Consider the following 21,602-nt stretch of genomic DNA (forward strand, 5'->3'; position numbering starts at 1 on the left):
CTGAATTCGCGTTGCTGAGGAGTGGGCTTCCATGATCGAAGACTTTTGGAAGGATAAGTACCCAGCTGGAATTGCTGCCGACATCAATCCAGACGAGTACCCGAATATTCAGGCAGTGTTGAAGCAATCCTGCCAACGCTTCGCCAACAAACCGGCATTCAGCAACCTGGGCAGGACTATCACCTACGGTGAGCTGTACGAATTGTCCGGTGCCTTTGCCGCGTACCTGCAACAGCATACCGATTTGCAGCCGGGCGATCGAATCGCCGTGCAGCTGCCGAACGTGCTGCAGTACCCGGTTGCCGTCTTCGGTGCCATCCGCGCCGGGCTGATCGTGGTCAATACCAACCCGCTGTACACCGCGCGGGAAATGGAACACCAGTTCAATGACTCCGGTGCCAAAGCCCTGGTTTGCCTGGCTAACATGGCGCACCTGGCTGAAACCGTGGTGCCGAAAACCGGGGTCAAGCACGTCATCGTCACGGAAGTGGCGGACCTGTTGCCACCGCTCAAGCGTCTGCTGATCAACAGCGTGATCAAGTACGTGAAGAAGATGGTGCCGGCCTATCACTTGCCAAAAGCGGTGAAGTTCAACGACGTGTTGAGCAAGGGCCATGGCCAACCCGTGACTGAAGCCAACCCGGCCAGCAGCGATGTCGCAGTGCTGCAATACACCGGCGGCACCACTGGCGTGGCCAAGGGCGCTATGCTGACCCACCGCAACCTGGTGGCGAACATGCTGCAGTGCAAGGCACTGATGGGCTCCAACCTCAATGAAGGTTGCGAGATCCTGATCACGCCGCTGCCGCTGTACCATATCTATGCGTTCACCTTTCATTGCATGGCGATGATGCTGATCGGCAACCACAACATCCTGATCAGCAACCCGCGCGACCTGCCGGCGATGGTCAAGGAACTGTCGAAGTGGAAGTTCAGCGGTTTCGTCGGCCTCAACACCCTGTTCGTGGCCCTGTGCAACAACGAAGGCTTCCGCAAGCTGGATTTCTCGGCGTTGAAAGTCACCCTGTCCGGCGGCATGGCCCTGCAACTGGCGGCGGCGGAGCGCTGGAAAGCGGTCACCGGTTGCGCCATCTGCGAAGGTTACGGCATGACCGAAACCAGCCCGGTGGCCACGGTCAACCCGATCCAGAAGATCCAGATCGGTACCATTGGCATTCCGGTGCCGTCGACCCTGTGCAAAATTGTCGACGATGCTGGTGTCGAACAGCCAATGGGCGAAATCGGCGAACTCTGTGTGAAAGGTCCGCAGGTGATGAAGGGTTACTGGCAGCGCCAGGAAGCCACCGATGAAATCCTCGACAGCGAAGGCTGGTTGAAGACCGGTGACATCGCGCTGATCCAGCCTGACGGCTACATGCGCATTGTCGATCGCAAGAAAGACATGATCCTGGTCTCCGGATTCAACGTGTACCCGAACGAACTGGAAGACGTGCTGGCGACCCTGCCGGGCGTTCTGCAGTGCGCGGCCATCGGCGTGCCGGACGAGAAGTCGGGGGAAGCGATCAAGATTTTCATCGTCGCCAAACCGGGCGTGACCCTGACCAAGGAACAGGTGATGGAGCACATGCGCGCCAATGTCACCGGCTACAAGGTTCCGCGCTCCGTGGAGTTCCGCGATGCGCTGCCAACCACCAACGTCGGCAAGATCCTGCGTCGTGAGTTGCGCGATGAAGAGTTGAAGAAGATCAAGGCGAAGAACGCCGCGTAAAACAAAAAGCCCCGCAGATGCGGGGCTTTTTGTTGAAGATCAAAAGATCGCAGCCTTCGGCAGCTCCTACAGGGCTGCGGTCTTTTCGATTATTGGCGGAACGGCGCGAAATTGACGTTGGTGCCCGCCGGGCGCATGTCCTGCAGGAAGGAATCCTTGTCGGCGCTCAGTTCCAGGCTCAATGCCGCCTTGCGCTTGCCTTCGTTGCGTACCACCAGGCCTTCGAGCTTCTCGCGCAGGAACACGGTCGGCACTTTCAGGTGCAGCAGTTGGTCGGTGTCCGGGGTGTGCATCAGCAGGTGAATCCACTCGTACTGACCAACGGCCAGGCGCGTCACCGGGATATCGAACCACCAGATGTTGCGGTTGCGGTTCAGTTCGGTGAAATGGCAGTTGTTGACGCCAAGCACAGCACCGCCCAGTTCCAGGTTTCTGCGGGCAATGGCCTGCTTTTTATCGATTTTCATAACATTCCTACAAAATTGGATCTTCAGCGCCGGGGCCTGAATACGTTGCGCATTCTCGGGGGTTGGCCGGTAAACATAAAGCCCAACCTGCCCGGATCGATGAAATGTCGCGGTAAAAATAAATGAAACTCCGTGCAAACGCCTCCGGTCAACCTTCTGTAACCACTTTATTCATCAATATTGTTCGGGAGAAACACCATGAGCAGCACAGGCGATAAAGTAAAAGGCATGGCCAACGAAGCAGCCGGCAACGTCAAGCAAGGCGTTGGCAAGGCCACCGGTAATGACAAGATGCGCGCCGAAGGCGTGGTGCAGGAAAAGAAAGGCGAAGCTCAACAAGCAGTGGGCAAAGCCAAGGACGCTGTTAAAAAAGGTGTCGACAAGGCCTGATTCGGCCTTGATTGGTGACAGCGACGGCCATCCACGGATGGCCGTTTTTATGTCAGCCTGAACTTGAGCAGGGAAATTGTTTCAAAGTCGCCAGGTAATCTACTTTTGATGTAGAAAACAGCCCCTGAGTCGCCATGACTTCAACCCATCCTGATTGCGGCGAATGGAGACGCTAATGATTTTTCCGGACATGAAAGGTCTGCCCATGCACCGTGTGATGATGCGCACGGTCACTGAATTCGTCGACGACGAAATGTCGACCTATGCCTCGGCGCTGGCGTATCAGATGCTGTTTTCGCTGTTCCCCTTCATTCTGTTCCTGATCGCCCTGATCGGTTTCCTGCACCTGCCGGACTTCTTTTCCTGGCTGCGCCTGCAGTCGGAACTGGTGTTGCCGCCCCAGGCGCTGGAGCAGGTCAACCCGGTGATCGACCAGCTCCAGCAATCCAAGGGTGGCCTGCTGTCGGTGGGTATCGTGATTGCCCTGTGGACCGCGTCGGCCGGCGTGCGGCTGATGATGAGCGCGATGAACGCCGCCTACGATGTGGTCGAAGGCCGTCCGGCGTGGAAGCGTTTTCCCTTGTCGATCATCTACACCGTCGGCATCGCCGGCATGCTTTTGATCGCCGCCGCGCTGATGGTGCTCGGCCCACAAGTGATGGGCTGGATCGCTGCGCAAGTCGGTCTCGAGTACTTCATCGTCACCCTCTGGACCATTGCACGCTGGCCGGTGATCGTGATCCTGCTGATGGTCGCCGTGGCGCTGATCTATTACGTCATGCCTGACGTCAAGCAGGAGTTTCGCTTCATCACGCCCGGCTCGGTCCTGGCGGTGGTGGTGTGGATCATCGCGTCGCTGGGCTTCGGTCTGTACGTCAAGGAGTTCGCCAACTACAACGCCATGTATGGCAGTATCGGCGCGATCATTGTGCTGTTGCTGTACTTCTACATCTCCGCCGCGGTGTTGCTGCTGGGCGCGGAGATGAATGCGGTGATCGAGCACATGTCGCGAGAGGGCAAGGACCCTGGCGAAAAGGTCCCCGGCGAGCATGGCCCCGTGCATGAGGAAAAACAGCACGTATCGGGACTGGGCCGCGATCACTCACAACCGAAACCGACCATAGACGAAACCTGACCATGATTCGTGAAATTCTGAAGATGGGCGATGAGCGCCTGTTGCGCATTGCCCCGCCGGTGCCGGCCGAGATGTTCGACAGCCCCGAGTTGTGGCAACTGATCGACGACATGTTCCAGACCATGGAAAGCGTTGGCGGGGTCGGCCTGGCCGCGCCTCAGATCGGCGTCGACCTGCAACTGGTGATCTTCGGCTTCGAGCACAGCGAACGGTACCCGGACGCCGAAGCGGTGCCGCAGACCATCCTGATCAATCCGCTGATCACGCCGCTGAGCCCGACTTTGGAAGAAGGTTTCGAAGGTTGCCTGTCGGTGCCTGGGCTGCGCGGTGCGGTGGATCGCTATCAACACATCCGCTACGAAGGCTTCGACCCCAAGGGTGAGCCGATCGTGCGCATCGCTTCGGGCTTTCATGCGCGGGTGGTGCAGCATGAGTGCGATCACCTGATCGGTCGATTGTACCCGTCGCGCATCAGCGATTTCAGCAAGTTCGGGTTTACCGAGGTGATGTTCCCGGATCTGGATCCCAACGCAGACGACTGATCCGTTACCGCGCAAGGCCCATGGCAATCATCGGCTTGCTGCGCGCGTATCGACTCAGGCGCTCGACCAGGGCGTAAGGCATCGGCGGATCGAAGACGAAGCCACGACGCTGATAGAACTCCCGCAAGTCCGGATGACAGAACAGCCATACCGGTCTTTCAACCTGGTTGATCGCTGCGGCGATCAATGCGCCCGCGACACCCTGTTCGCGACAGGCCGGGTCGACAAACAGCCCGGTCAGCCAAAACCCGCCGGACACCGGCCGCAAACACAGCGCACCGACGATCCCGTCGCGCCGCGCCACCCACAATTGTGCGTCGCGAACCGCCTTCATCGACGATTGGTGGGCGCGATAAAACTTGTTCATCAATGGCCATAACGGCTCGTCGAGCCGGGTGTACAGGGTATCGGGCATGGTCTGGGACTGTCGGTGCGCAAAGCCTGCGATTATAAAAGAACACGCCGGCGGCGATAGGTGTATACCTGATCTCACATCCCCAGTCAGTGGAGTACGCATCATGTCCAAAGGTATGGATTCAAAGAAAGCAGCGAAGAAAAAACCGCTGAAATCGGCGATCGAAAAGCGCACGGAAAAGAAAGCCAAGAAGGTGGGCGTGTTCGGTCATTGATCTGGTGCTGATGACCGCTCCCATGCAAGATGGGAGCGGTACAGCCAATGACCCGAGGGAGAAAGGCCGGCATGGAGCTCAAGACAAACGCGGCGCTGATCATCATCGACCAACAGAAAGGCATCCTGCAGCCGAAACTCGGTCGCCGGAACAATCCCCACGCCGAAGAACGCATGCTGGAACTGCTGGCCCACTGGCGCCACAGCGCCAGGCCGGTGATCCACGTGCAGCATTTGTCCAGGTCAGAGGATTCAGTGTTCTGGCCCGAGCAATCCGGGGTGGAATTTCAGTCGCGGTTTCAGCCAGCGGCAGGCGAACGACACATTCAAAAACAGGTGCCGGATGCGTTTTGTTCCACGGGGCTGGAGGCGGTTTTACGTAAGGCGGGGATCGAGCAATTGGTCATCGTCGGCGTAGCGACGCACAACTCGGTGGAATCCACGGCGCGCACCGCAGGCAATCTGGGGTTTGACACCTGGGTAGCGGAGGATGCCTGCTTTACCTTCGACAAGGCCGACTTTTTCGGCAATGCCCACTGCGCCGAAGAGGTCCATGCGATGTCGCTGGGCAACTTGCATGGCGAGTACGCCACGGTCGTCAGCACCGCACATATTCTGGATAAAGCTTTGTAGGAGCCGCATCGCAGCTCCTACCGATCAGTCAATCAGGCGCCGTGGCACTTCTTGAACTTCTTGCCGTTGCCGCATGGGCAAGGATCGTTGCGGCCAACGTCTTTCAAGGCGTTGCGCACCGGTTCCTGGTGGGCGTGGCCGCAGTTCGGGCCGTGGACATGGCCATGGTCGTGATCATGCTGGTGATGGTCATGATCGTGATTGCAGTCTGGGCCATGGACATGGGGTTGCTGGGTCATCGGGGTTACTCCGGAATTAGATCGGCGGGGATTATCACGCCATTACGCGTCAGGTGCACGTAGTGGGCGATGAATAAACCGGTTTCCATCTCACCTTCCAGACGATAGGGAACGGCCTGCTCGGGGTTTTTCAGCTGTTTGACCAGGTCCTTGACCTTGGGCCACAGGTTGGTGCGGATCGGCACCTTGTAGAAACGGCTGCTCCTGGGGTTCACGGTGACCCAGTGCTCATGCTCGCCTTCGGCCAGCAGGATGTCGCCCAAGTGGATGCGATATTCCAGGCCACGCACGGTCAACTCGCTGTCATTGCGGTTGTCGATGCGAAAATGCAGGACGAACCGTTGCTCCATCAGCTTGGCCCGCACGACTTCGACCCTGACCAGATGGACCTCGGGGTCCGGCTCGTCGGAGCTGAACCAGGATGCACAACCGCCGAGCCCCAGACAAAGAACCAGCGTGAGCAGAAAGCGTTCGAGTCTCTGGGTGATCATGGTCGTTTCTCCCTTGAACCCTGTAGGAGCTGGCTTGCCAGCGAAGGCGGAGTGGCTGGCACACCGTGTCGTATGCATCGCCAGCAAGCCGGCTCCTACAGACCGCGTCGCCTGCATCGCCAGCAAGCCGGCTCCTACAGATCGGGTCGATCTCCTGACCTTGTATCAGCTACCGAAATACCCCGAACAGCACTTCTTGAACTTGTGCCCGCTGGCGCAAGGGCAGGCGTCGTTGCGTCCGATGTCCAGTTGCACGGTCGGGTCGATGAAGTACCAGCGCCCCGCATTCTGTACGAAGGACGAGCGTTCACGGTGGCTGTGTTCGCCGCTGCCGTCGTGCCAGCGCGCGGTGAACGTGACGAAGGCATGCTCCGGCTGGCCGCCGAGCACTTCGGAGCTTTCGACTTCAAGGCCCAGCCAGGTGCTCTGGGCGCTCCAGTCGGTGATCGATTGACGGTCGAGTCCGGCCTGCTGGGCGGGCAGGGTGGTCGCCACCAGATAATCGATCAGGCCCAGCACGTAGGCGCTATAACGCGAGCGCATCAGGGCTTCGGCGCAGGGTGCCGGATGTCCGGCATGGTAATGGCCGCAACAGGCGTCGAGCAGGGTGCCGCTGCCGCAGGGGCAAATGGATGTACTCATTGCGTTACCACCAATATTTCCCGAAGTTTTCCGGATTGGCCCAGAACCGCGAGTTGAGCCAGTCGGGTACTTGTTTGTATTCAAGCAGATCATAGGTGAACAGGGTCAGTACCTGCTCGTCACGCTGGAAACGTTCGCTGGCTTGCAGTGCCAGTGAGAAAAAATCTGTTTCCTGCCAGCCGCTCGCCGGCAAGTCGGCCAGTACCGCGATGCGGCTGGCGTTGAGGTTGCGGATGCCGCCAAGCAGGTTCAGGCCATCACGCTTGGGCAAATGTTCGAGGCAATCGACCACCAGCGCCAGGTCAAAGCGCAGCGCCGCCAACTCTGCGGGCAACGGCCCGGGCGCTGCGTGCGCCACGCTGCTGTCCGGATGCGCCAGCTTGAAAGCCTCAAGCGCGGGGAACTCGCTGGCGCCAATCAACAACAGGCGCGCGGGGGCGTAACGGTCGAGCAAAGCGGCCAGCGCCTGCTGCGGCGTGCGCGAAGAAATACCTGCAATCATCGAAGATCCTCAATCAGATTTGCCAAGACTAGCCTGCCCGCCAGTTCGATCCTAGAGCGGGTTTGCGGCAAAAGTCACAATCCCCCGCGAACACGAGACAAAACTGCTATGGCCTATTGCTGGCGGAGATTAAAACTCCGGTCTTTACTCCCTGAATCGGTTCTAAGCCGATCCTTCAGGAGAAAACTAGATGAGCATAGTTCGGACAGCATTACCCCTGGTTCTGCTAACCAGTGTGTTGACTGGTTGTGCAGGTTTGCAGAAAACCGACTGGCCGATCTGTGCGGCGGTCGGTGGTGTCGTCGGCGCAGGTCTCGGGGCAATCGAGAGCTCGTCATGGGCCGGCTACGGCGCGCTGATTGCCGGCGGTACGGCGGCAGCCTATTGCTGGGTCCATGGTGATGGTGACGAAGACGGTGATGGTGTACTCGACAGCCGCGACAAGTGCCCGGGCACGCCAAAAGGCGTACGGGTCGATGCCGATGGCTGCCCACCACCAGCACCTGCTCCAGTGGTTGAAGAGGCCGTGGTGGTCAAGGAAGAAACCATCGTCATTCGCGATGTCAACTTCCAGTTCGACTCGGCCAAGCTGACAGCCGCCGATAAAGACAAACTCAACACCATTGCCACTCACCTGAAACAGGAAGCAGCCAGCGCCCAACTGACCGTGACCGGTCACACCGACAGCGTGGGCAGCGATGCCTACAACCAGAAACTGTCGGACAAACGCGCCCACTCGGTGGTGGAGTATCTGATCGAAAGTGGTGTGCCTCGCAGCAGCTTCGTGTCGGTCACCGGGGCCGGTGAAAGCCAGCCGGTTGCCGATAACAAAACCGCTGACGGCCGCGCGATGAACCGTCGCACGGAAATCAAAATCAACCGCTAAACCCCTCGCATCCACGGCTTGTGCAGTCGTGGATGCGGGTCTTTACTCCTGTGTAACCGGCATTGGCCGGTGACACAGGAGCTTTCAAAAATGAGCAATCTCACACGGACCGTCTTGCCGGTTCTGCTGCTGGGCAGCCTGTTGACCGGTTGCGCTACTCACAGCGATGGCACTGCCCCCCTCAATCAACGTACCTGGCCGATCTGCAGCCTCCTTGGCGGACTCGTCGGCGGAGGTCTGGGCGCTATCGGAAGTAGCGGTTGGGCGGCCGGTGGAGCGGCGCTGGGTGTCTTGACCGGTGGTTTGATCTGTTATGCCCAGGACGGCGACGAAGACGACGATGGCGTATTCGACCGTCGCGATCGCTGCCCCGACACGCCCGCCAATACCCCTGTGGAGCATCATGGTTGTCCGCTGCCCCAATACCCGGCCAGCGTGAAACCTGAACCTGTACAAGCCGAAGTCATCACCCTGAGCGATGCCGACGATGTGCTGTTTGCCTTCAATAGCGCTGACTTGACCCCCTCCATGCAAAGCAAACTCGATTCGATCATGGGCAAACTGCAGGACGCCAGCGTCGCGAGCATCAAGGTGGTCGGTCATACCGACAGCGTTGGATCGGATGAGTACAACCTGCAACTGTCGCAGCAACGTGCAAGCAGCGTCGCCGGCTATCTGCTGAGCCAGGGCGTTGCACCGAACAAGGTCACCAGCGAAGGCAAGGGCGAAAGTGAGCCTGTTGCCGATAACGAAACCGAAGAAGGGCGCGCGAAGAATCGTCGCGTGGAATTGCACGTCAATCGCTGAGCCGCGCAATAGAGCCGTCGGGCGATGATTTTCGTCGTTCCGTCGGCCATTTGCCATCTTCCTCGAGAATTTCCGTTTGCCCTCTGGCTTATCCTGCATGGAAGCCGTTACTGTGCGAGCAAATAATAATTCTCATCGGGGGCGCGTATGAAGGTGATATGGGGGCTGGGGAAGCTGTTGACCCTGGTGTTCTGGCTGGTGGTGCTGGTCAATCAGCTCACGCCGTTCGTCTATCCGCTGCACCTGCTGGTCGACCTGACCGGCTGCCTGCTGGCGGGGCTTCATCTGCTGGAGGCGGTGTTCTGCTTCCGCACGCTCAGGGGCCGCGCCCACCCTTGGCTCGATCGCCTGAAGATCCTCTTTTTCGGCGTTTTCCACCTGCAAACCATCCCGGCTCCCACCGTATCTAAGGCTTCCCATGCGTAAACTCTGTCTGCTCGCTGCCCTCATCAGTCCATTGGCTTGCGCCCAGGTGGTGAGCGTTGAAACCAACTCGTTGATGCGCCTGCCCAACACCGCCAGCACCTTGCGACTGGAACGCCTGGAAGTGGCCGACTACGGCACCTTGCTGATTCCCTCGAACGTGACCGAAGTCACCGTCGGCGAACTGCACTTGGGTCGCGATGCGCGAATCACCATCGTCCCCGGCGAACAGGCGCTGGAACTCAAGGTCAATCGGGCCGAGTTGTCCGAGGGCAGCCAGATCACCGCGCGGGGTGCACCGGGGACTTACCAGAAGGCCGCCCGTTCCGGGCGCAATCTGGACTTGCAGATCAAGGCCCTGAATGCCCCGCAATTACGGGTGGATGCTCGCGGTGGCGCGGGTGCGCCAGGGTTCGTCGGCCTCGACGGGGCCAACGGTCAGGCACCGGGTTGCGCCTGGGGCCAGGCGGGTCGCGGTGCCGATGGCAGCGATGGCAGTGATGGCCAGGCCGGTGCGCCGGGCGCGGCGGTCAAGCTGGCCGTGCCGCGCGATTACCCGGCAGACAAGATCAAGGTTCAAGTGGCCGGCGGTGCCGGTGGCGTGGCCGGGCCTGGTGGCAAGCCAGGTGCCGGCGGCAAGGCCAAAGGCTGTCTTGTCTACAAGGCCGATGGCGGCAAGAGCGGCAAGCCTGGTATTGACGGACAGCCAGGAATGGAGGGGGCTGCAGGGTCTGTGACGGTGCAGCGGTTGTAAACCATTTTTTGAATGGTGATTTTCCTGTAGGAGCTGGCTTGCCAGCGATGACGCCAGCACAGCCTACACCTCCGTCGCCTGACTCACCGCCTTCGCTGGCAAGCCAGCTCCTACAGGGGATCACCGCCAGACACAAATCCCGGCAACACCCAAAAAACCTGTAATTGGATGGACTCGCCCCAGCCGAGGCGTCAATGCGCCACGGTGGCAGTCTAAACAGCCAACGACAGCGAGGGCGTGTCCATGAAAAAGCATAGTTCGATTGATCAATCCCTGTCTTCTACCGATTTGTCGGCCTGCACAACCTTGGCGGTCGATCTGGCCAAGCAGGTTTTTCAGGTCGCCGGTGAAGATGTTCTCGGCCAGGTGCGCTTCGAGCAACGGATCAAGTCGCGCGAGGCGTTCTATGAGTTTCTCCAAAAGTTGCCGCCTCATGTTGTGGTTTTGATGGAGACCGGTCCGGGTGCTCAAGCCTGGGCCCGGCAACTGCAAGACCAAGGTAATTCGGCGCGAATTCTTCCAGCCGGTTTGGTGGCCAAACATCGCAGTGGGCCAAAAAATGATCGCAACGATGCGTTGGCGATTCTGCGGGCTGGTCGCGATGAAAAAATCTGCGCAGTACCGGTCAAAAGCGTCGCGGCGCTGGCCATGCAGGCGTTGCATCGCGCCCGTCAGGGCTATGTGCGTCGGCGCACGGCCGTCAGTAATCAGATGCGCGGCCTGCTGCTCGAGCACGGTGTCGCCTTGGCGCAAGGCGATGTTGCGATCAGCCAGAAAATTCCGCGGGTGCTGGAAGATGCTACCCAGCCGGTGCCGGCCCTGCTGCGTGAACTGATCGACGAACTGCTGGCCGAGTGGCGCCATTTGGGCGAGCGCATCAGCGTACTGACGGGACGCCTGGAAGTGGCCGCCAACGCCGACATGACGGCGAAGCGACTGATGACTGTGCGCGGCATCGGACCAGTCACCGCCACGGCCCTGGTGGCCAAAGGAAACCAAGCCTGAGCGATTTCCCAATGCCCGCAAGTTTGCCGCGTACTTTGGCATGGTGCCTGACCAGCACAGCAGCGGGGAAAAGATCCGGCTGGGGGACATGACCAAGCGAGGTGATGCTTATTTACGCAGCCTGATGATCCAAGGAGCCCACGCGGTGCTGCAACAACTACGACCTGATTCCCAGCAACCCGATGACCGCCGCTTGTTGCACTGGATGAGCCGGTTGGGTCGTAAGGAAGCTGCGATCAGGCTAGCCAACCGCAACCTGCGAATCGTCTGGGTGCTTCTACAGAATGACCAGACTTATCGTCGCCACGCCGGAGATGGCCAGCAGGCAACGATGAGCCACTGAGCGACAGAGTTCTGCCACCGAGGTACCAACTGTCCGACCCTTTGCTGAAAAAAATTGACCCCAGGTAAGACCGGCGTGGATTGATGCCTAAGCTCCTACTGGCCTTCGAGGCCTGAATGTAATCGGCATACCACGAGCTTTTCCAATTTTGGCCAGAAGCCGAAGACGGCTTCCACGAATAGGCCTTATACATAGATGCAACGGGGCGACGGTTTTTTAAAAGCGGGTAGACAGTGGGGGCGAGTCCATACATAGGAGCTGGCTTGCCAGCGATGACGCCAGCACAACCAACACCTCCTTCGCCTGACACACCGCCTTCGCTGGCAAGCCAGCTCCTACAAGGGATCACCGCCAGGCACAAATCCCGGCAACATCCAAAAAACCTGTAGGAGCTGGCTTGCCAGCGATGACGCCAGCACAACCAACACCTCCTTCGCCTGACACACCGCCTTCGCTGGCAAGCCAGCTCCTACAAGGGATCACCGCCAGGCACAAATCCCGGCAACACCCAAAAACCTGGAGCTGCCGCAGGCTGCGATCTTTTGATCTTGTTTTTAAAAGCAACATCAAAAGATCGCAGCCTGCGGCAGCTCCTACAGGGGAATTATCTAGAACATCGGTCGTGCCGCCGCAATCGCCACCAACACCAACCCGACAATCAGATTGATCCCCACCAACCGACGAATCCTTCCCAGTACCGCAGCCCCCGCCGGCCAATCCTGGGCCGTCACCGCCGTGCGCAACTCCGGCAACATCAACGCCTGGATCCGGATGAACAACGCGGTCATCACCACATACAAGCCCATCATCACCTGCACGTAACGCGGTGCGCTTTCAAAACCTGTGTATTGCAGATGAATCATGCCGACGCCGCTGATCGGCAACAGCACCACCGCGACCCAGACCCAGCGAAAGAAACCTTGAAACACTTCCACCCACAGCTTCAGCCGGGCAGGGCCCTCCAATGCCTTCAAGGCCGCGGGGCGCAAGACCATCCAGGCGAAAAACATGCCGCCGACCCACACCAGTGCGGCGAGGACATGCAGGCTATAAATGAGGCTAAAAGGTGTCATCGGGTTACTCCGTTCTGCGCGGGATTCATTAGCGGGGTATGATAGCGACCGAACCGAACTACTGAAAATTTATCCAGCGTTTTTTGCGCCCGACAATCCATGATCAGCACCGAACTCAAAACCACGATCCAGGGCGCCTATTCGCGTTTTCTCGAAGCCAAGAGCCTCAAGCCGCGCTACGGCCAACGCCTGATGATCGCCGAAATCGCCAAGGTCCTCGGTGACATCGACACCGACGACGAAGGCCGGCGCAGTGGCGACCCCGCGATTGTCGCGGTGGAAGCCGGCACCGGTACCGGCAAGACCGTAGCCTATAGCCTGGCGGCCATCCCCACTGCCAAGGCGGCGGGCAAGCGCCTGGTGATCGCCACGGCCACCGTCGCCCTGCAGGAGCAGATCGTCTACAAGGATCTGCCTGACCTCATGCGCAACAGCGGGCTGAATTTCAGCTTTGCGCTGGCCAAGGGGCGTGGACGCTACATGTGCCTGTCCAAGCTCGACATGTTGCTCCAGGAAGGTCACGCACAAACCGCCACCGCCCAGCTGTTCGAAGAAGAAGGCTTCAAGATCGAGGTCGATGAGGCCAGCCAGAAGCTGTTCACCAGCATGATCGAGAAACTTGCCGGCAATAAGTGGGACGGTGACCGCGACAGCTGGTCCACCGCCCTGGAGGACGCCGACTGGGCGCGCCTGACCACCGATCACAGCCAGTGCACCAACCGCCATTGCCCGAACTTCGGCCAGTGCGCCTTCTACAAGGCCCGCGAAGGCATGGGCAAGGTCGATGTGATCGTCACCAACCACGACATGGTCCTGGCCGACCTGGCGCTGGGCGGCGGTGCCGTGCTGCCCGATCCGCGCGACACCATCTACGTGTTCGACGAAGGCCATCACCTGCCGGACAAGGCCATCGGCCACTTTGCCCATTACACGCGCCTGCGCTCCACCGCCGACTGGCTGGAAACCACCGCGAAGAACCTCACCAAGCTGCTGGCCCAACACCCGTTGCCCGGTGATCTGGGCAAGCTGATCGAGCAGGTGCCGGAGCTGGCGCGGGAGATCAAGACCCAGCAACAGTTCATGTTCACCGCCTGTGAGCAGATCGCCGATTTCAAGCCCGGCGAAGATGTCGAGGGCCGCGAACGCCCACGCCACCGTTTCGTCGGCGGGGTGATTCCCGAGCACATGCGCGAAATGGGCGTCGAGCTGAAGAAGGGCTACGCGCGCCTGACCGACCTGTTTACCCGCCTCACTGAATTGCTCAAGGAAGGCATGGACGGCGAGGTCAATATCGGCATCGCCAGCAACCAGGCCGAGGAGTGGTATCCGTTGTTCGGCAGCCTGTTGTCGCGCTCATCCGGCAACTGGGAATTGTGGGTCGCGTTCACCGCTGAAGACCCGGAAGACAACCCGCCCATGGCCCGCTGGCTGACCCTGGCGGAAAGCGGCTCGCTGTTCGATATCGAAGTTAACGCAAGCCCGATCCTGGCGGCGGAAATGCTCCGGCGCAACCTGTGGAACGTTGCCTATGGCGCGCTGGTGACGTCGGCCACCTTGACCGCCCTGGGCACCTTCGACCGCTTCCGCATGCGCGCCGGCCTGCCGAAAAAGGCCGTGACCGCCGTGGTGCCGAGCCCGTTCCATCACGCCGACGCCGGTGTATTGCGGGTGCCGAACCTGAACGCCGATCCCCGGGATGCGGCGGCCCATACCGCCGCGATCATCCGTGACCTGCCAGACCTGGTCGAAGGGTCTCGGGGCACGCTGGTGCTGTTTTCCTCGCGCAAGCAGATGCAGGACGTGTTCGACGGCCTGGACCGCGACTGGCGCAAGCAGGTGTTCATTCAAGGCAACCTGTCGAAACAGGAAACCCTGAACAAGCACAAGGCGCGGGTCGATGGCGGTGATTCCAGCGTGCTGTTCGGCCTGGCGAGTTTTGCCGAAGGGGTCGACTTGCCCGGTGCCTACTGCGAGCACGTAGTGATCGCCAAGATTCCGTTCTCGGTGCCGGATGACCCGGTCGAAGCGGCGCTGGCCGAATGGATCGAGGCCCGAGGCGGCAATCCGTTCATGGAGATTTCCGTGCCGGACGCCTCGCTGAAACTGGTCCAGGCCTGCGGGCGCCTGCTGCGCACCGAAGAAGACCGCGGCACCATCACCTTGCTCGATCGGCGCCTGGTCACCCAGCGTTATGGCAAGGCGATCCTCAATGCGTTGCCTCCCTTCCGCCGTGAAATTTCCTGATAAACCGGTGGGCAGTTTTGCCCGCCGCGTTGTCTATCTCTCTACCATCGCTTTTCCATTGGCCCGCCCGGGTCGCTAGGGAGAATTCCGTTCTCATGATTCGCTGTTCGCTACCTGCCGTTCTTGCCCTGATGTTCGCCACGCCCTTGCTGGCAGCGCCCGCCGGGCAGCAGACGCTGTTCAATTTCGTGCGCCCCGCCGACGTGGTCCAGGTGGCGACCCAGGACGCCAGCCTGCCGCAGTCCAACGCCGAACAGACGCCCGAAGGCGAAGTGCTGCGCCGGGTCACCTTCAACCCTGTTGCGCGGCCAACGCTGCGCCTGTCGCCGCAGACCGGTGCCTGGGACTGGTCGCAGTCGGGCGTCATGAGCTTGCGGATCCAGAGCGCCATGAATTGGGCCGTGACCCTGTACGTGACCATTCAGAGTAACGACGGCAAGACGTTGGTCAGTCGCGTCGACCTGCCAGCCGGCCCCGCACAGACCCTGTTGGTGCCATTGCAGCCGACTTCGCCGCTGAGCCAGGGCCTGAAGGCGGGTCCGCCGATGCCGATGACGATCGACGGCCAGCGCATTTTGCTGGCCAGCAGTGCCGGTGAGCTGGACCGCAGCCAGGTGGTGTCGGTCAGCCTGTCCATGGATCAACCGAAAGTCGCCCAGAGCATCCTGCTGGAGCGCTTTGGCGTGCAGGATGGCGAAGGTGTGACCCAAGCGGTCTATGGCGGCCTGGTGGACGCCTATGGCCAATCGACCCGGGCCAAATGGCCAGAAAAGGTCGGTAGCGACGAACAACTGAAAAGCGCCGCAGCCAAGGAACAACAGCAGCTGAAAACCTGGCTGGGTGAGCGCGAAAAGTCCTCCCTGGACACGTTCGGCGGCTGGACCAACGGGCCGACGTTCAAGGCCAGCGGTTTTTTCCGCACCGAGAAACGCGACGGTCGTTGGTACCTGGTGACGCCGCAGGGGCATCCGTTCTATTCGCTGGGGGTCAACACCGTTGCGGCGGACGTCAACCAGACGTATGTCGCCGGTCGGGAATGGATGTTCGAATCCCTGCCCAAGGCTGATGAACCACTGGCCAATCACTTCGGGGAAGGCGACAACCGCGGTGGTAATGGTGTCGACAAGGGGCGGGGTTTCAGTTCTGGAAAGTGGTATGACTTCTATGGCGCCAATCTGCAGCGTCTGTACGGTGACCCTTGTGCACTGGGCAGCAATACCAAGGCCGGCGTTGCTGAAGCGGCCAAGGCCGACGCGGTAGAAGCAACGGCCGAGAAGGCTGCCGAGCCTGCCGTCGCACCCTCAACGGCCGAATCCGGAGTCGCCGAAGCGGCCAAGGCCGGCGCCGCCGATGCGACGGTGGCAAAAGCGGCTGAGCCACCACCTGCCGAACCCTGCAAAACGACCTTTGATGAGCAGCGCTGGACCGGCCAAACCCTGGAGCGCCTGCAAGCCTGGGGATTCAACACCCTCGGCAACTGGAGCGCACCGGCACTGGGTGACGCGCAGCGCATGCCGTACACCTTGCCATTGTCGATCGTCGGCGATTACGCCAGCATCAGCACTGGCAACGACTGGTGGGGCGGGATGCCCGACCCATTCGACCCGCGTTTCGCCATGGCGACCGAGCGCGCGGTGGCCATTGCTGCCCGCGACCACCGCGACGATCCATGGCTGATCGGTTACTTCGCCGACAACGAACTGGCCTGGGCCGGTCCCGGCGATGACCCGAAAGCCCGTTATGCGCTGGCCTATGGCACCTTGAAAATGACCACCGACGTGCCGGCCAAGCGCGCGTTCCTCAAGCAGTTGCGTGACAAATACCGCAACCAGGCGGGCTTGTCGAAAGCCTGGGGTATCGATCTGCCAGCCTGGGAACTGATGGAGGACCCGGGCTTCGTGCCGCCGCTGCCAAGCGCCGAGCACCCGGAAATCGAGGCCGACTTCAAATACTTCCAGAAGGTCTTCGCCGACACCTACTTCAAGACCATTTCCGATTCGCTGGAGTGGCACGCGCCGAACCAGCTCCTGCTTGGTGGCCGGTTTGCCATCAGCACCCCGGAAGCCGTTGAGGCCTGTGCGCAGTACTGCGACGTATTGAGTTTCAACATGTACACCTTGCAACCCCAGGACGGTTACGACTTCGCCAGGCTGCGCAGTCTGGACAAACCGGTATTGGTCACCGAGTTCAACTTCGGCTCGACCGATCGCGGCCCGTTCTGGGGCGGCGTGACGCAACTGGCGAAGGAAGAAGACCGTGGCCCGGCCTACGCGAATTTCCTGAAGCAGGCGCTGGGCGAGCCGTCGATTGTCGGCGTGCACTGGTTCCAGTACCTCGACCAACCCGTGACCGGGCGCCTGCTGGATGGCGAAAATGGTCACTTTGGCCTGGTGGGGATAACCGATCTGCCGTTCCAGGGCTTTGTCGACAGCGTGCGCAAGAGCAATCTGGCGACGGTCGATCAATTGGCCAAAGAGGCCCAGAAGGCCGCCGCCGAGGTCGACAAGGCGAACCACGACGCCGAGGGCGGGCGCAAGGCCGAAGCCGGCAAAGGCCCGGGGAAGGGCGCTGGTGGGCATTCCGGTCAAGGTCATTAAACGCCGGGATCGCAACCCTGTAGGAGCTGCCGAAGGCTGCGATCTTTTGATTTTAACCTGGGTGTTGAATTGACCGCCCAGCCCGCCCCTGTTCCCAAAACCCTCAAGGGCTGGAACAATGCGGCCCACTTTATAGAACGTTTCCGGGGAGTTGCGGGTGCAGATTCAGGGTCATTACGAGCTTAAGTTCGAGGCAGTGCGTGAAGCGTTCGCGGCGCTGTTCGACGATCCTCAGGAACGTGGCGCCGCGTTGTGCATCCGGGTCGGCGGCGAAACCGTCGTCGACTTGTGGGCCGGCACCGCAGACAAGGACGGAGCCGAAGCCTGGCACAGCGACACCATCGCCAACCTCTTCTCCTGCACCAAGACCTTCACCGCCGTCACCGCCCTGCAACTGGTGGCCGAAGGCAAGCTGCAACTGGATGCCCCGGTGGCCCGCTACTGGCCTGAATTCGCCGCCGCCGGCAAAGAATCGGTGACCCTGCGCCAACTGCTTTGCCATCAGGCCGGTCTGCCGGCGTTACGCGAGTTACTGGCCCCCGAAGCGCTTTACGACTGGCAAACCATGGTCGACGCCCTGGCCGCCGAAGCGCCATGGTGGACGCCGGGTGAGGGCCACGGTTATGCGGCCATCACCTATGGCTGGCTGGTCGGCGAGCTGCTGCGCCGTGCTGACGGTCGTGGCCCCGGTGAATCCATCGTGGCGCGGGTTGCCAAGCCTTTGGGCCTGGATTTTCACGTCGGCCTGGCCGATGAAGAGTTTCATCGCGTGGCGCACATTGCCCGTGGCAAGGGCAATGTCGGCGATGCCGCGGCCCAGCGCCTGCTGCAAGTGACCCTGCGCGAGCCAACGGCCATGACCACCCGTGCTTTTACCAATCCACCTTCGGTGCTGACCAGTACCAACAAACCTGAGTGGCGGCGCATGCAGCAGCCGGCGGCCAATGGCCACGGCAATGCCCGCAGCCTGGCCGGGTTTTACGCCGGTTTGCTCGATGGCAGCCTGCTGGAAGGCGAATTGCTCGACGAGCTGACCCGCGAGCACAGCCTCGGCGAAGACAAGACACTGTTGACCCGAACCCGTTTCGGCCTGGGCTGCATGCTCGACCAACCGGATGTGCCCAATGCGACCTTTGGCCTGGGCGCGCGAGCCTTCGGGCATCCGGGTGCGGGTGGCTCTGTTGGTTTCGCTGACCCGGAACATGATGTGGCATTCGGTTTTGTGACAAATACCCTGGGGCCGTACGTCTTGATGGATCCGCGCGCACAAAAGCTTGTGCGGGTACTGGCCACTTGTCTGTAAATCACGCTCAAGGGTTCCGGAGCTGGAACCCGACGGCCTTTTCAGTTTCCAAGCGTCTGTTTATGCGGGCTGACCCGGCCTGATTTTATTACTTCATTTTTGTGGATATCCAATGTCAACCAAACCCACCCTCGCCTTGGCACTGTGCTTCGCTATTACCGGTTGCGCGCAGACTCCTAAAAATGATGCAGACGGCGGCAGTTGGTGGCCGTTCGGGTCTTCCGACAAAGTCGCGGCCAAAGAGCCTGTCAAAGAGCCGGCCAAAGAACCGGCCCCAGCTCCCTTGAAGCCCACCGCAGCCGCTGCGGTGACCAAGACTGACAGTTCCAGCCCTTGGTACTGGCCGTTCGGCTCCGAGGAAGTGCTCGACAAGAAACCAGAGGTAAAACCTGAGGCCAAGCCCGTCGAAGTCGCCAAGGCCGAGGCCGAGGCGGGCGGCAAGTGGTGGTGGCCGTTCGGCGGCAAGGATCAAAGCACTGCCAAAGCCGTACCGATGCCTGATCCGAAAGTCACCCAAGCCTGGCTTGACGACTACGAGCCGCGTCTGCGTACAGCGATCAAGGACAGCAACCTGCAACTCGAACGCCGTGAAAACGTCCTGGTGGTCACCGCGCCGGTAGAAGGCTCGTTCAACCCGGACCGCCCGGCCATGCTGCTGCCGGTAACGCTCGGCCCGTTCACTCGCGTTGCGAAAATCCTTGAAGCCGATCCGAAGACTGCCGTGCTGGTACTCGGCCACAGTGACACGTCGGGCGCAGCGCCGGCTAACGTGAAGCTGAGCCAGGAACGTGCGCAATCGGTGGCTGCGATCTTCCGCCTCAGCGGTCTGCAGCGCGATCGCCTGATGCTGCGTGGCATGGGTGGTGAAGCCCCGCGTGCCGCCAACGACAGCAATGAAGGCCGTGCCCTGAACCGCCGCGTGGAGCTGCTGGTAACGCCGCAAAACACCATGGTCGCCTTGCTGAGCAAGTACAACATGCCGGCCCCGGCGCCTGTGCGCATGGTCGCTGCCCAGGACATCAAGCCGGTTGCCAAGCCTGTGACGCCAGCACCTGCCGATGCGAAGAAAGCGGCTGCACCGGTGGCGAAGAAAGCGCCGGCCAAGAAAGCCGCCGCGAAGAAGACCCCGGCTAAAACGGCAACGCCCGCGAAGAAGACGACACCGGCCAAAGCCGCAGCCGACACTAAAAAAGTCGCCGCCGCCGATACTACAAAGAAGTAATTCGTCAACCATAAGGAATGCGCCATGACCAAGGCCCTGGCTGATATGCGCCGCGACTACACCCGTGATGGCCTGACCGAGGCGCAAGCCCCGGCCGAGCCGTTCGCGCTGTTCCACCAATGGTTTGCCGACGCGGTGAAAACCGAGCAGGCACCGGTGGAGGCCAATGCCATGACCTTGGCCACTGTCGACCAGGAGGGGCGGCCGCATTGCCGCATCCTGCTGCTCAAGGGCCTGGACGCCCAAGGCTTCACCTTCTTCACCAACTACGACAGCGCCAAAGGCCAGCAACTGGTGGCGAATCCATTCGCGGCCATGACGTTTTTCTGGCCGACCCTGGAGCGTCAGGTGCGGATTGAAGGTCGGGTGGTGAAAGTCACCCCAGAAGAATCCGATGCGTACTATCAGGTGCGCCCGCTGGGCAGTCGCCTCGGTGCCTGGGCTTCGCCGCAGAGCCGGGTGATTGCCGATCGGGGTGAGCTGGAGTCGCTGCTCAAGGATACCGAGCAACGTTTCAGCGATAGCCAACCCCACTGCCCTGAACACTGGGGCGGTTATCGCCTGCTGCCAGAACGCATCGAGTTCTGGCAGGGCCGTCCGAGCCGTCTGCACGACCGGCTCAACTATCGCCTGCAGGGTGCCCACTGGATTCTTGAACGCCTGGCACCTTAAGCAGTCTACCGCTCGGGATATGCTGCCGCTGCGGCCTCAAGCCACTGCGGCAGGTCTCGACGCCTGATTTTCTGAGCCCGGGCGCTCGCCAACCGTTCGAGCATGAACGCTTTTTTCTGCTCGTCCTTGCCGGCCAGCGCCAACGCCAGGTCCCGGTCCATCCAGCGTCTGATGCGCACGTACAGCCACCCATGGAAGTACAGCCCGGCGACGGTAGTGACGACAATGATAAAGTAATCCATCCATATCCCTGCTCAGTGGCGCTGTTCTGCGAACAGACCGCGACTGTGTGGTGAGTGCGTGGACAGGCCTGTACGAAGCCTGAATCGAAACATTTTTATCCGGGCAAGACCGTGACAGGCGTCTGGCTGCGGAGTTTAATGGTTACTTGTCCTTTGGAGTTGATGCTATGCGTAAGTCTGTTCTGCTGGTTGCTTCCTTTTCCACCATGGCGATGTTGCTCACTGGCTGCCAATCGAGCTTGACCGGTGACTCCTATTCCCGTGACGAAGCGCGTCGCGTGCAGACGATTCGCATGGGTACCATCGAAGCCCTGCGACCGGTGAAAATCGAAGGTACCAAGACGCCAATCGGCGGCGCGGCGGGTGCAGTGGTGGGCGGTGTCGGTGGTAGCGCCATCGGTGGTGGCCGCGGCAGCATTGTCGCAGCAGTTATCGGTGCCGTCGCAGGCGGCCTGGTAGGCTCGGCAGCCGAAGAAGGCCTGACCCGCACCCAGGGCGTGGAAATCACCGTGCGCGAAGACGACGGCAGCATGCGCGCCTACGTGCAACAGGTTCAGGAAAACGAAGTGTTCCGCGTTGGCGAGCGCGTGCGCATTGCCACGGTTGATGGCACCAGCCGCGTTTCCCACTAAG

23 protein-coding genes and 1 pseudogene are annotated in these 21,602 nt (G+C 60.7%); 16 read left to right on the plus strand and 8 right to left on the minus strand.

What is annotated here, in order from left to right; all coding sequences use genetic code 11:
• Positions 1 to 31: 31 nt before the first annotated feature.
• Positions 32 to 1,729 carry a long-chain-fatty-acid--CoA ligase FadD1 gene (fadD1, locus tag DKB71_RS07005; RefSeq protein ID WP_274073396.1) on the plus strand — a complete coding sequence of 566 codons (1,698 nt, stop codon included), beginning with the start codon at positions 32 to 34 and terminating at the stop codon, positions 1,727 to 1,729.
• Positions 1,730 to 1,818: 89 nt separating this feature from the next.
• Here fadD1 and DKB71_RS07010 read toward each other — a convergent pair whose 3' ends face one another.
• The gene (locus tag DKB71_RS07010; protein ID WP_274073397.1) at positions 1,819 to 2,196 is read right to left on the minus strand and encodes a hypothetical protein; all 378 of its coding nucleotides are present in this window, start codon (positions 2,194 to 2,196) and stop codon (positions 1,819 to 1,821) included.
• A 198-nt stretch (positions 2,197 to 2,394) separates the two neighbouring features.
• Here DKB71_RS07010 and DKB71_RS07015 point away from each other — a divergent pair, with 198 nt between their 5' ends.
• The 3 genes from DKB71_RS07015 to def all read left to right on the plus strand — a co-directional run bounded on the left by DKB71_RS07015 (position 2,395) and on the right by def (position 4,263).
• The gene (locus DKB71_RS07015) at positions 2,395 to 2,586 is read left to right on the plus strand and encodes a CsbD family protein (RefSeq protein WP_020798093.1); all 192 of its coding nucleotides are present in this window, start codon (positions 2,395 to 2,397) and stop codon (positions 2,584 to 2,586) included.
• A 175-nt stretch (positions 2,587 to 2,761) separates the two neighbouring features.
• Positions 2,762 to 3,721 carry a YihY/virulence factor BrkB family protein gene (locus DKB71_RS07020; protein ID WP_274073398.1) on the plus strand — a complete coding sequence of 320 codons (960 nt, stop codon included), beginning with the start codon at positions 2,762 to 2,764 and terminating at the stop codon, positions 3,719 to 3,721.
• Positions 3,722 to 3,723: 2 nt separating this feature from the next.
• A complete protein-coding gene (def, locus tag DKB71_RS07025) occupies positions 3,724 to 4,263 on the plus strand; it encodes a peptide deformylase (protein ID WP_130210077.1) in 540 nt (179 codons plus the stop codon).
• Between the two features lie 4 nt (positions 4,264 to 4,267).
• On the opposite strand, the gene DKB71_RS07030 is transcribed toward def, so the two are convergent.
• On the minus strand, positions 4,268 to 4,678 hold the full coding sequence (locus DKB71_RS07030; protein ID WP_408599947.1) for a GNAT family N-acetyltransferase: 411 nt from the start codon (positions 4,676 to 4,678) through the stop codon (positions 4,268 to 4,270).
• 285 nt (positions 4,679 to 4,963) lie between these two features.
• Here DKB71_RS07030 and DKB71_RS07035 point away from each other — a divergent pair, with 285 nt between their 5' ends.
• On the plus strand, positions 4,964 to 5,524 hold the full coding sequence (locus tag DKB71_RS07035) for a cysteine hydrolase family protein (protein ID WP_408599948.1): 561 nt from the start codon (positions 4,964 to 4,966) through the stop codon (positions 5,522 to 5,524).
• Between the two features lie 32 nt (positions 5,525 to 5,556).
• Here the strand turns inward: DKB71_RS07035 and DKB71_RS07040 are convergent, their stop codons facing one another.
• The 4 genes from DKB71_RS07040 to DKB71_RS07055 form a co-directional block, all read right to left on the minus strand.
• On the minus strand, positions 5,557 to 5,763 hold the full coding sequence (locus DKB71_RS07040; RefSeq protein WP_008056806.1) for an SEC-C metal-binding domain-containing protein: 207 nt from the start codon (positions 5,761 to 5,763) through the stop codon (positions 5,557 to 5,559).
• A gap of 5 nt (positions 5,764 to 5,768) precedes the next feature.
• On the minus strand, positions 5,769 to 6,254 hold the full coding sequence (locus DKB71_RS07045; protein WP_408599949.1) for an LEA type 2 family protein: 486 nt from the start codon (positions 6,252 to 6,254) through the stop codon (positions 5,769 to 5,771).
• Positions 6,255 to 6,419: 165 nt separating this feature from the next.
• Positions 6,420 to 6,896, minus strand: a complete 477-nt coding sequence (locus DKB71_RS07050; RefSeq protein WP_046816639.1) for a YchJ family protein — start codon at positions 6,894 to 6,896, stop codon at positions 6,420 to 6,422.
• A gap of 4 nt (positions 6,897 to 6,900) precedes the next feature.
• Positions 6,901 to 7,398, minus strand: coding sequence for a DUF6231 family protein (locus tag DKB71_RS07055; RefSeq protein ID WP_274073402.1), 498 nt, complete (start codon positions 7,396 to 7,398; stop codon positions 6,901 to 6,903).
• Positions 7,399 to 7,588: 190 nt separating this feature from the next.
• Here DKB71_RS07055 and DKB71_RS07060 point away from each other — a divergent pair, with 190 nt between their 5' ends.
• The 5 genes and pseudogenes from DKB71_RS07060 to DKB71_RS07080 all read left to right on the plus strand — a co-directional run bounded on the left by DKB71_RS07060 (position 7,589) and on the right by DKB71_RS07080 (position 11,616).
• A complete protein-coding gene (locus DKB71_RS07060) occupies positions 7,589 to 8,284 on the plus strand; it encodes an OmpA family protein (RefSeq protein WP_408599950.1) in 696 nt (231 codons plus the stop codon).
• Positions 8,285 to 8,374: 90 nt separating this feature from the next.
• On the plus strand, positions 8,375 to 9,091 hold the full coding sequence (locus DKB71_RS07065) for an OmpA family protein (RefSeq protein ID WP_408599951.1): 717 nt from the start codon (positions 8,375 to 8,377) through the stop codon (positions 9,089 to 9,091).
• 147 nt (positions 9,092 to 9,238) lie between these two features.
• Positions 9,239 to 9,517, plus strand: a complete 279-nt coding sequence (locus DKB71_RS07070; RefSeq protein ID WP_408599952.1) for a DUF1145 domain-containing protein — start codon at positions 9,239 to 9,241, stop codon at positions 9,515 to 9,517.
• The gene (locus DKB71_RS07075; RefSeq protein WP_274073406.1) at positions 9,510 to 10,268 is read left to right on the plus strand and encodes a collagen-like protein; all 759 of its coding nucleotides are present in this window, start codon (positions 9,510 to 9,512) and stop codon (positions 10,266 to 10,268) included. Before DKB71_RS07070 ends, DKB71_RS07075 begins: the two co-directional genes overlap by 8 nt.
• A 288-nt stretch (positions 10,269 to 10,556) precedes the next feature.
• Positions 10,557 to 11,616: pseudogene (locus tag DKB71_RS07080) on the plus strand (IS110 family transposase).
• 608 nt (positions 11,617 to 12,224) lie between these two features.
• Here DKB71_RS07080 and DKB71_RS07085 read toward each other — a convergent pair.
• The gene (locus DKB71_RS07085; protein ID WP_274073407.1) at positions 12,225 to 12,689 is read right to left on the minus strand and encodes a CopD family protein; all 465 of its coding nucleotides are present in this window, start codon (positions 12,687 to 12,689) and stop codon (positions 12,225 to 12,227) included.
• Positions 12,690 to 12,788: 99 nt separating this feature from the next.
• Between DKB71_RS07085 and dinG the strand changes: the two genes are divergently transcribed.
• The 5 genes from dinG to pdxH all read left to right on the plus strand — a co-directional run bounded on the left by dinG (position 12,789) and on the right by pdxH (position 20,727).
• On the plus strand, positions 12,789 to 14,933 hold the full coding sequence (gene dinG / locus DKB71_RS07090) for an ATP-dependent DNA helicase DinG (RefSeq protein ID WP_274073408.1): 2,145 nt from the start codon (positions 12,789 to 12,791) through the stop codon (positions 14,931 to 14,933).
• A 95-nt stretch (positions 14,934 to 15,028) separates the two neighbouring features.
• Positions 15,029 to 17,530 carry a beta-agarase gene (locus DKB71_RS07095; RefSeq protein ID WP_408599953.1) on the plus strand — a complete coding sequence of 834 codons (2,502 nt, stop codon included), beginning with the start codon at positions 15,029 to 15,031 and terminating at the stop codon, positions 17,528 to 17,530.
• A gap of 157 nt (positions 17,531 to 17,687) precedes the next feature.
• Complete coding sequence (locus tag DKB71_RS07100; RefSeq protein WP_323608780.1) at positions 17,688 to 18,833, plus strand: serine hydrolase domain-containing protein; 1,146 nt, start codon at positions 17,688 to 17,690, stop codon at positions 18,831 to 18,833.
• 112 nt (positions 18,834 to 18,945) lie between these two features.
• The gene (locus DKB71_RS07105) at positions 18,946 to 20,055 is read left to right on the plus strand and encodes an OmpA family protein (RefSeq protein ID WP_406591723.1); all 1,110 of its coding nucleotides are present in this window, start codon (positions 18,946 to 18,948) and stop codon (positions 20,053 to 20,055) included.
• Positions 20,056 to 20,079: 24 nt separating this feature from the next.
• Positions 20,080 to 20,727 carry a pyridoxamine 5'-phosphate oxidase gene (pdxH, locus tag DKB71_RS07110; RefSeq protein WP_408599955.1) on the plus strand — a complete coding sequence of 216 codons (648 nt, stop codon included), beginning with the start codon at positions 20,080 to 20,082 and terminating at the stop codon, positions 20,725 to 20,727.
• 5 nt (positions 20,728 to 20,732) lie between these two features.
• Here pdxH and DKB71_RS07115 read toward each other — a convergent pair whose 3' ends face one another.
• Positions 20,733 to 20,969 (minus strand): hypothetical protein, encoded by a 237-nt coding sequence (locus tag DKB71_RS07115; RefSeq protein WP_274073413.1) that lies wholly within the window; start codon positions 20,967 to 20,969, stop codon positions 20,733 to 20,735.
• A 167-nt stretch (positions 20,970 to 21,136) separates the two neighbouring features.
• On the opposite strand from DKB71_RS07115, the gene DKB71_RS07120 reads away from it, so the two are divergent.
• Entirely contained in the window at positions 21,137 to 21,601 is a 465-nt protein-coding gene (locus tag DKB71_RS07120; RefSeq protein ID WP_274073414.1) for a glycine zipper 2TM domain-containing protein, read from the plus strand.
• Position 21,602: the final 1 nt, after the last annotated feature.

The sequence above is a fragment of the Pseudomonas sp. PLMAX genome, from assembly GCF_046042685.1.
GTDB lineage: Bacteria > Pseudomonadota > Gammaproteobacteria > Pseudomonadales > Pseudomonadaceae > Aquipseudomonas > Aquipseudomonas putida_AE.

What these genes read in the sequence shown, in the direction of transcription:
- fadD1 (WP_274073396.1), top strand. Translation starts at nt 32, where the DNA reads ATGATCGAAGACTTTTGGAAGGATAAGTACCCAGCTGGAATTGCTGCC.
- DKB71_RS07010 (WP_274073397.1), bottom strand. Translation starts at nt 2,196, where the DNA reads ATGAAAATCGATAAAAAGCAGGCCATTGCCCGCAGAAACCTGGAACTG.
- DKB71_RS07015 (WP_020798093.1), top strand. Translation starts at nt 2,395, where the DNA reads ATGAGCAGCACAGGCGATAAAGTAAAAGGCATGGCCAACGAAGCAGCC.
- DKB71_RS07020 (WP_274073398.1), top strand. Translation starts at nt 2,762, where the DNA reads ATGATTTTTCCGGACATGAAAGGTCTGCCCATGCACCGTGTGATGATG.
- def (WP_130210077.1), top strand. Translation starts at nt 3,724, where the DNA reads ATGATTCGTGAAATTCTGAAGATGGGCGATGAGCGCCTGTTGCGCATT.
- DKB71_RS07030 (WP_408599947.1), bottom strand. Translation starts at nt 4,678, where the DNA reads ATGCCCGATACCCTGTACACCCGGCTCGACGAGCCGTTATGGCCATTG.
- DKB71_RS07035 (WP_408599948.1), top strand. Translation starts at nt 4,964, where the DNA reads ATGGAGCTCAAGACAAACGCGGCGCTGATCATCATCGACCAACAGAAA.
- DKB71_RS07040 (WP_008056806.1), bottom strand. Translation starts at nt 5,763, where the DNA reads ATGACCCAGCAACCCCATGTCCATGGCCCAGACTGCAATCACGATCAT.
- DKB71_RS07045 (WP_408599949.1), bottom strand. Translation starts at nt 6,254, where the DNA reads ATGATCACCCAGAGACTCGAACGCTTTCTGCTCACGCTGGTTCTTTGT.
- DKB71_RS07050 (WP_046816639.1), bottom strand. Translation starts at nt 6,896, where the DNA reads ATGAGTACATCCATTTGCCCCTGCGGCAGCGGCACCCTGCTCGACGCC.
- DKB71_RS07055 (WP_274073402.1), bottom strand. Translation starts at nt 7,398, where the DNA reads ATGATTGCAGGTATTTCTTCGCGCACGCCGCAGCAGGCGCTGGCCGCT.
- DKB71_RS07060 (WP_408599950.1), top strand. Translation starts at nt 7,589, where the DNA reads ATGAGCATAGTTCGGACAGCATTACCCCTGGTTCTGCTAACCAGTGTG.
- DKB71_RS07065 (WP_408599951.1), top strand. Translation starts at nt 8,375, where the DNA reads ATGAGCAATCTCACACGGACCGTCTTGCCGGTTCTGCTGCTGGGCAGC.
- DKB71_RS07070 (WP_408599952.1), top strand. Translation starts at nt 9,239, where the DNA reads ATGAAGGTGATATGGGGGCTGGGGAAGCTGTTGACCCTGGTGTTCTGG.
- DKB71_RS07075 (WP_274073406.1), top strand. Translation starts at nt 9,510, where the DNA reads ATGCGTAAACTCTGTCTGCTCGCTGCCCTCATCAGTCCATTGGCTTGC.
- DKB71_RS07085 (WP_274073407.1), bottom strand. Translation starts at nt 12,689, where the DNA reads ATGACACCTTTTAGCCTCATTTATAGCCTGCATGTCCTCGCCGCACTG.
- dinG (WP_274073408.1), top strand. Translation starts at nt 12,789, where the DNA reads ATGATCAGCACCGAACTCAAAACCACGATCCAGGGCGCCTATTCGCGT.
- DKB71_RS07095 (WP_408599953.1), top strand. Translation starts at nt 15,029, where the DNA reads ATGATTCGCTGTTCGCTACCTGCCGTTCTTGCCCTGATGTTCGCCACG.
- DKB71_RS07105 (WP_406591723.1), top strand. Translation starts at nt 18,946, where the DNA reads ATGTCAACCAAACCCACCCTCGCCTTGGCACTGTGCTTCGCTATTACC.
- pdxH (WP_408599955.1), top strand. Translation starts at nt 20,080, where the DNA reads ATGACCAAGGCCCTGGCTGATATGCGCCGCGACTACACCCGTGATGGC.
- DKB71_RS07115 (WP_274073413.1), bottom strand. Translation starts at nt 20,969, where the DNA reads ATGGATTACTTTATCATTGTCGTCACTACCGTCGCCGGGCTGTACTTC.
- DKB71_RS07120 (WP_274073414.1), top strand. Translation starts at nt 21,137, where the DNA reads ATGCGTAAGTCTGTTCTGCTGGTTGCTTCCTTTTCCACCATGGCGATG.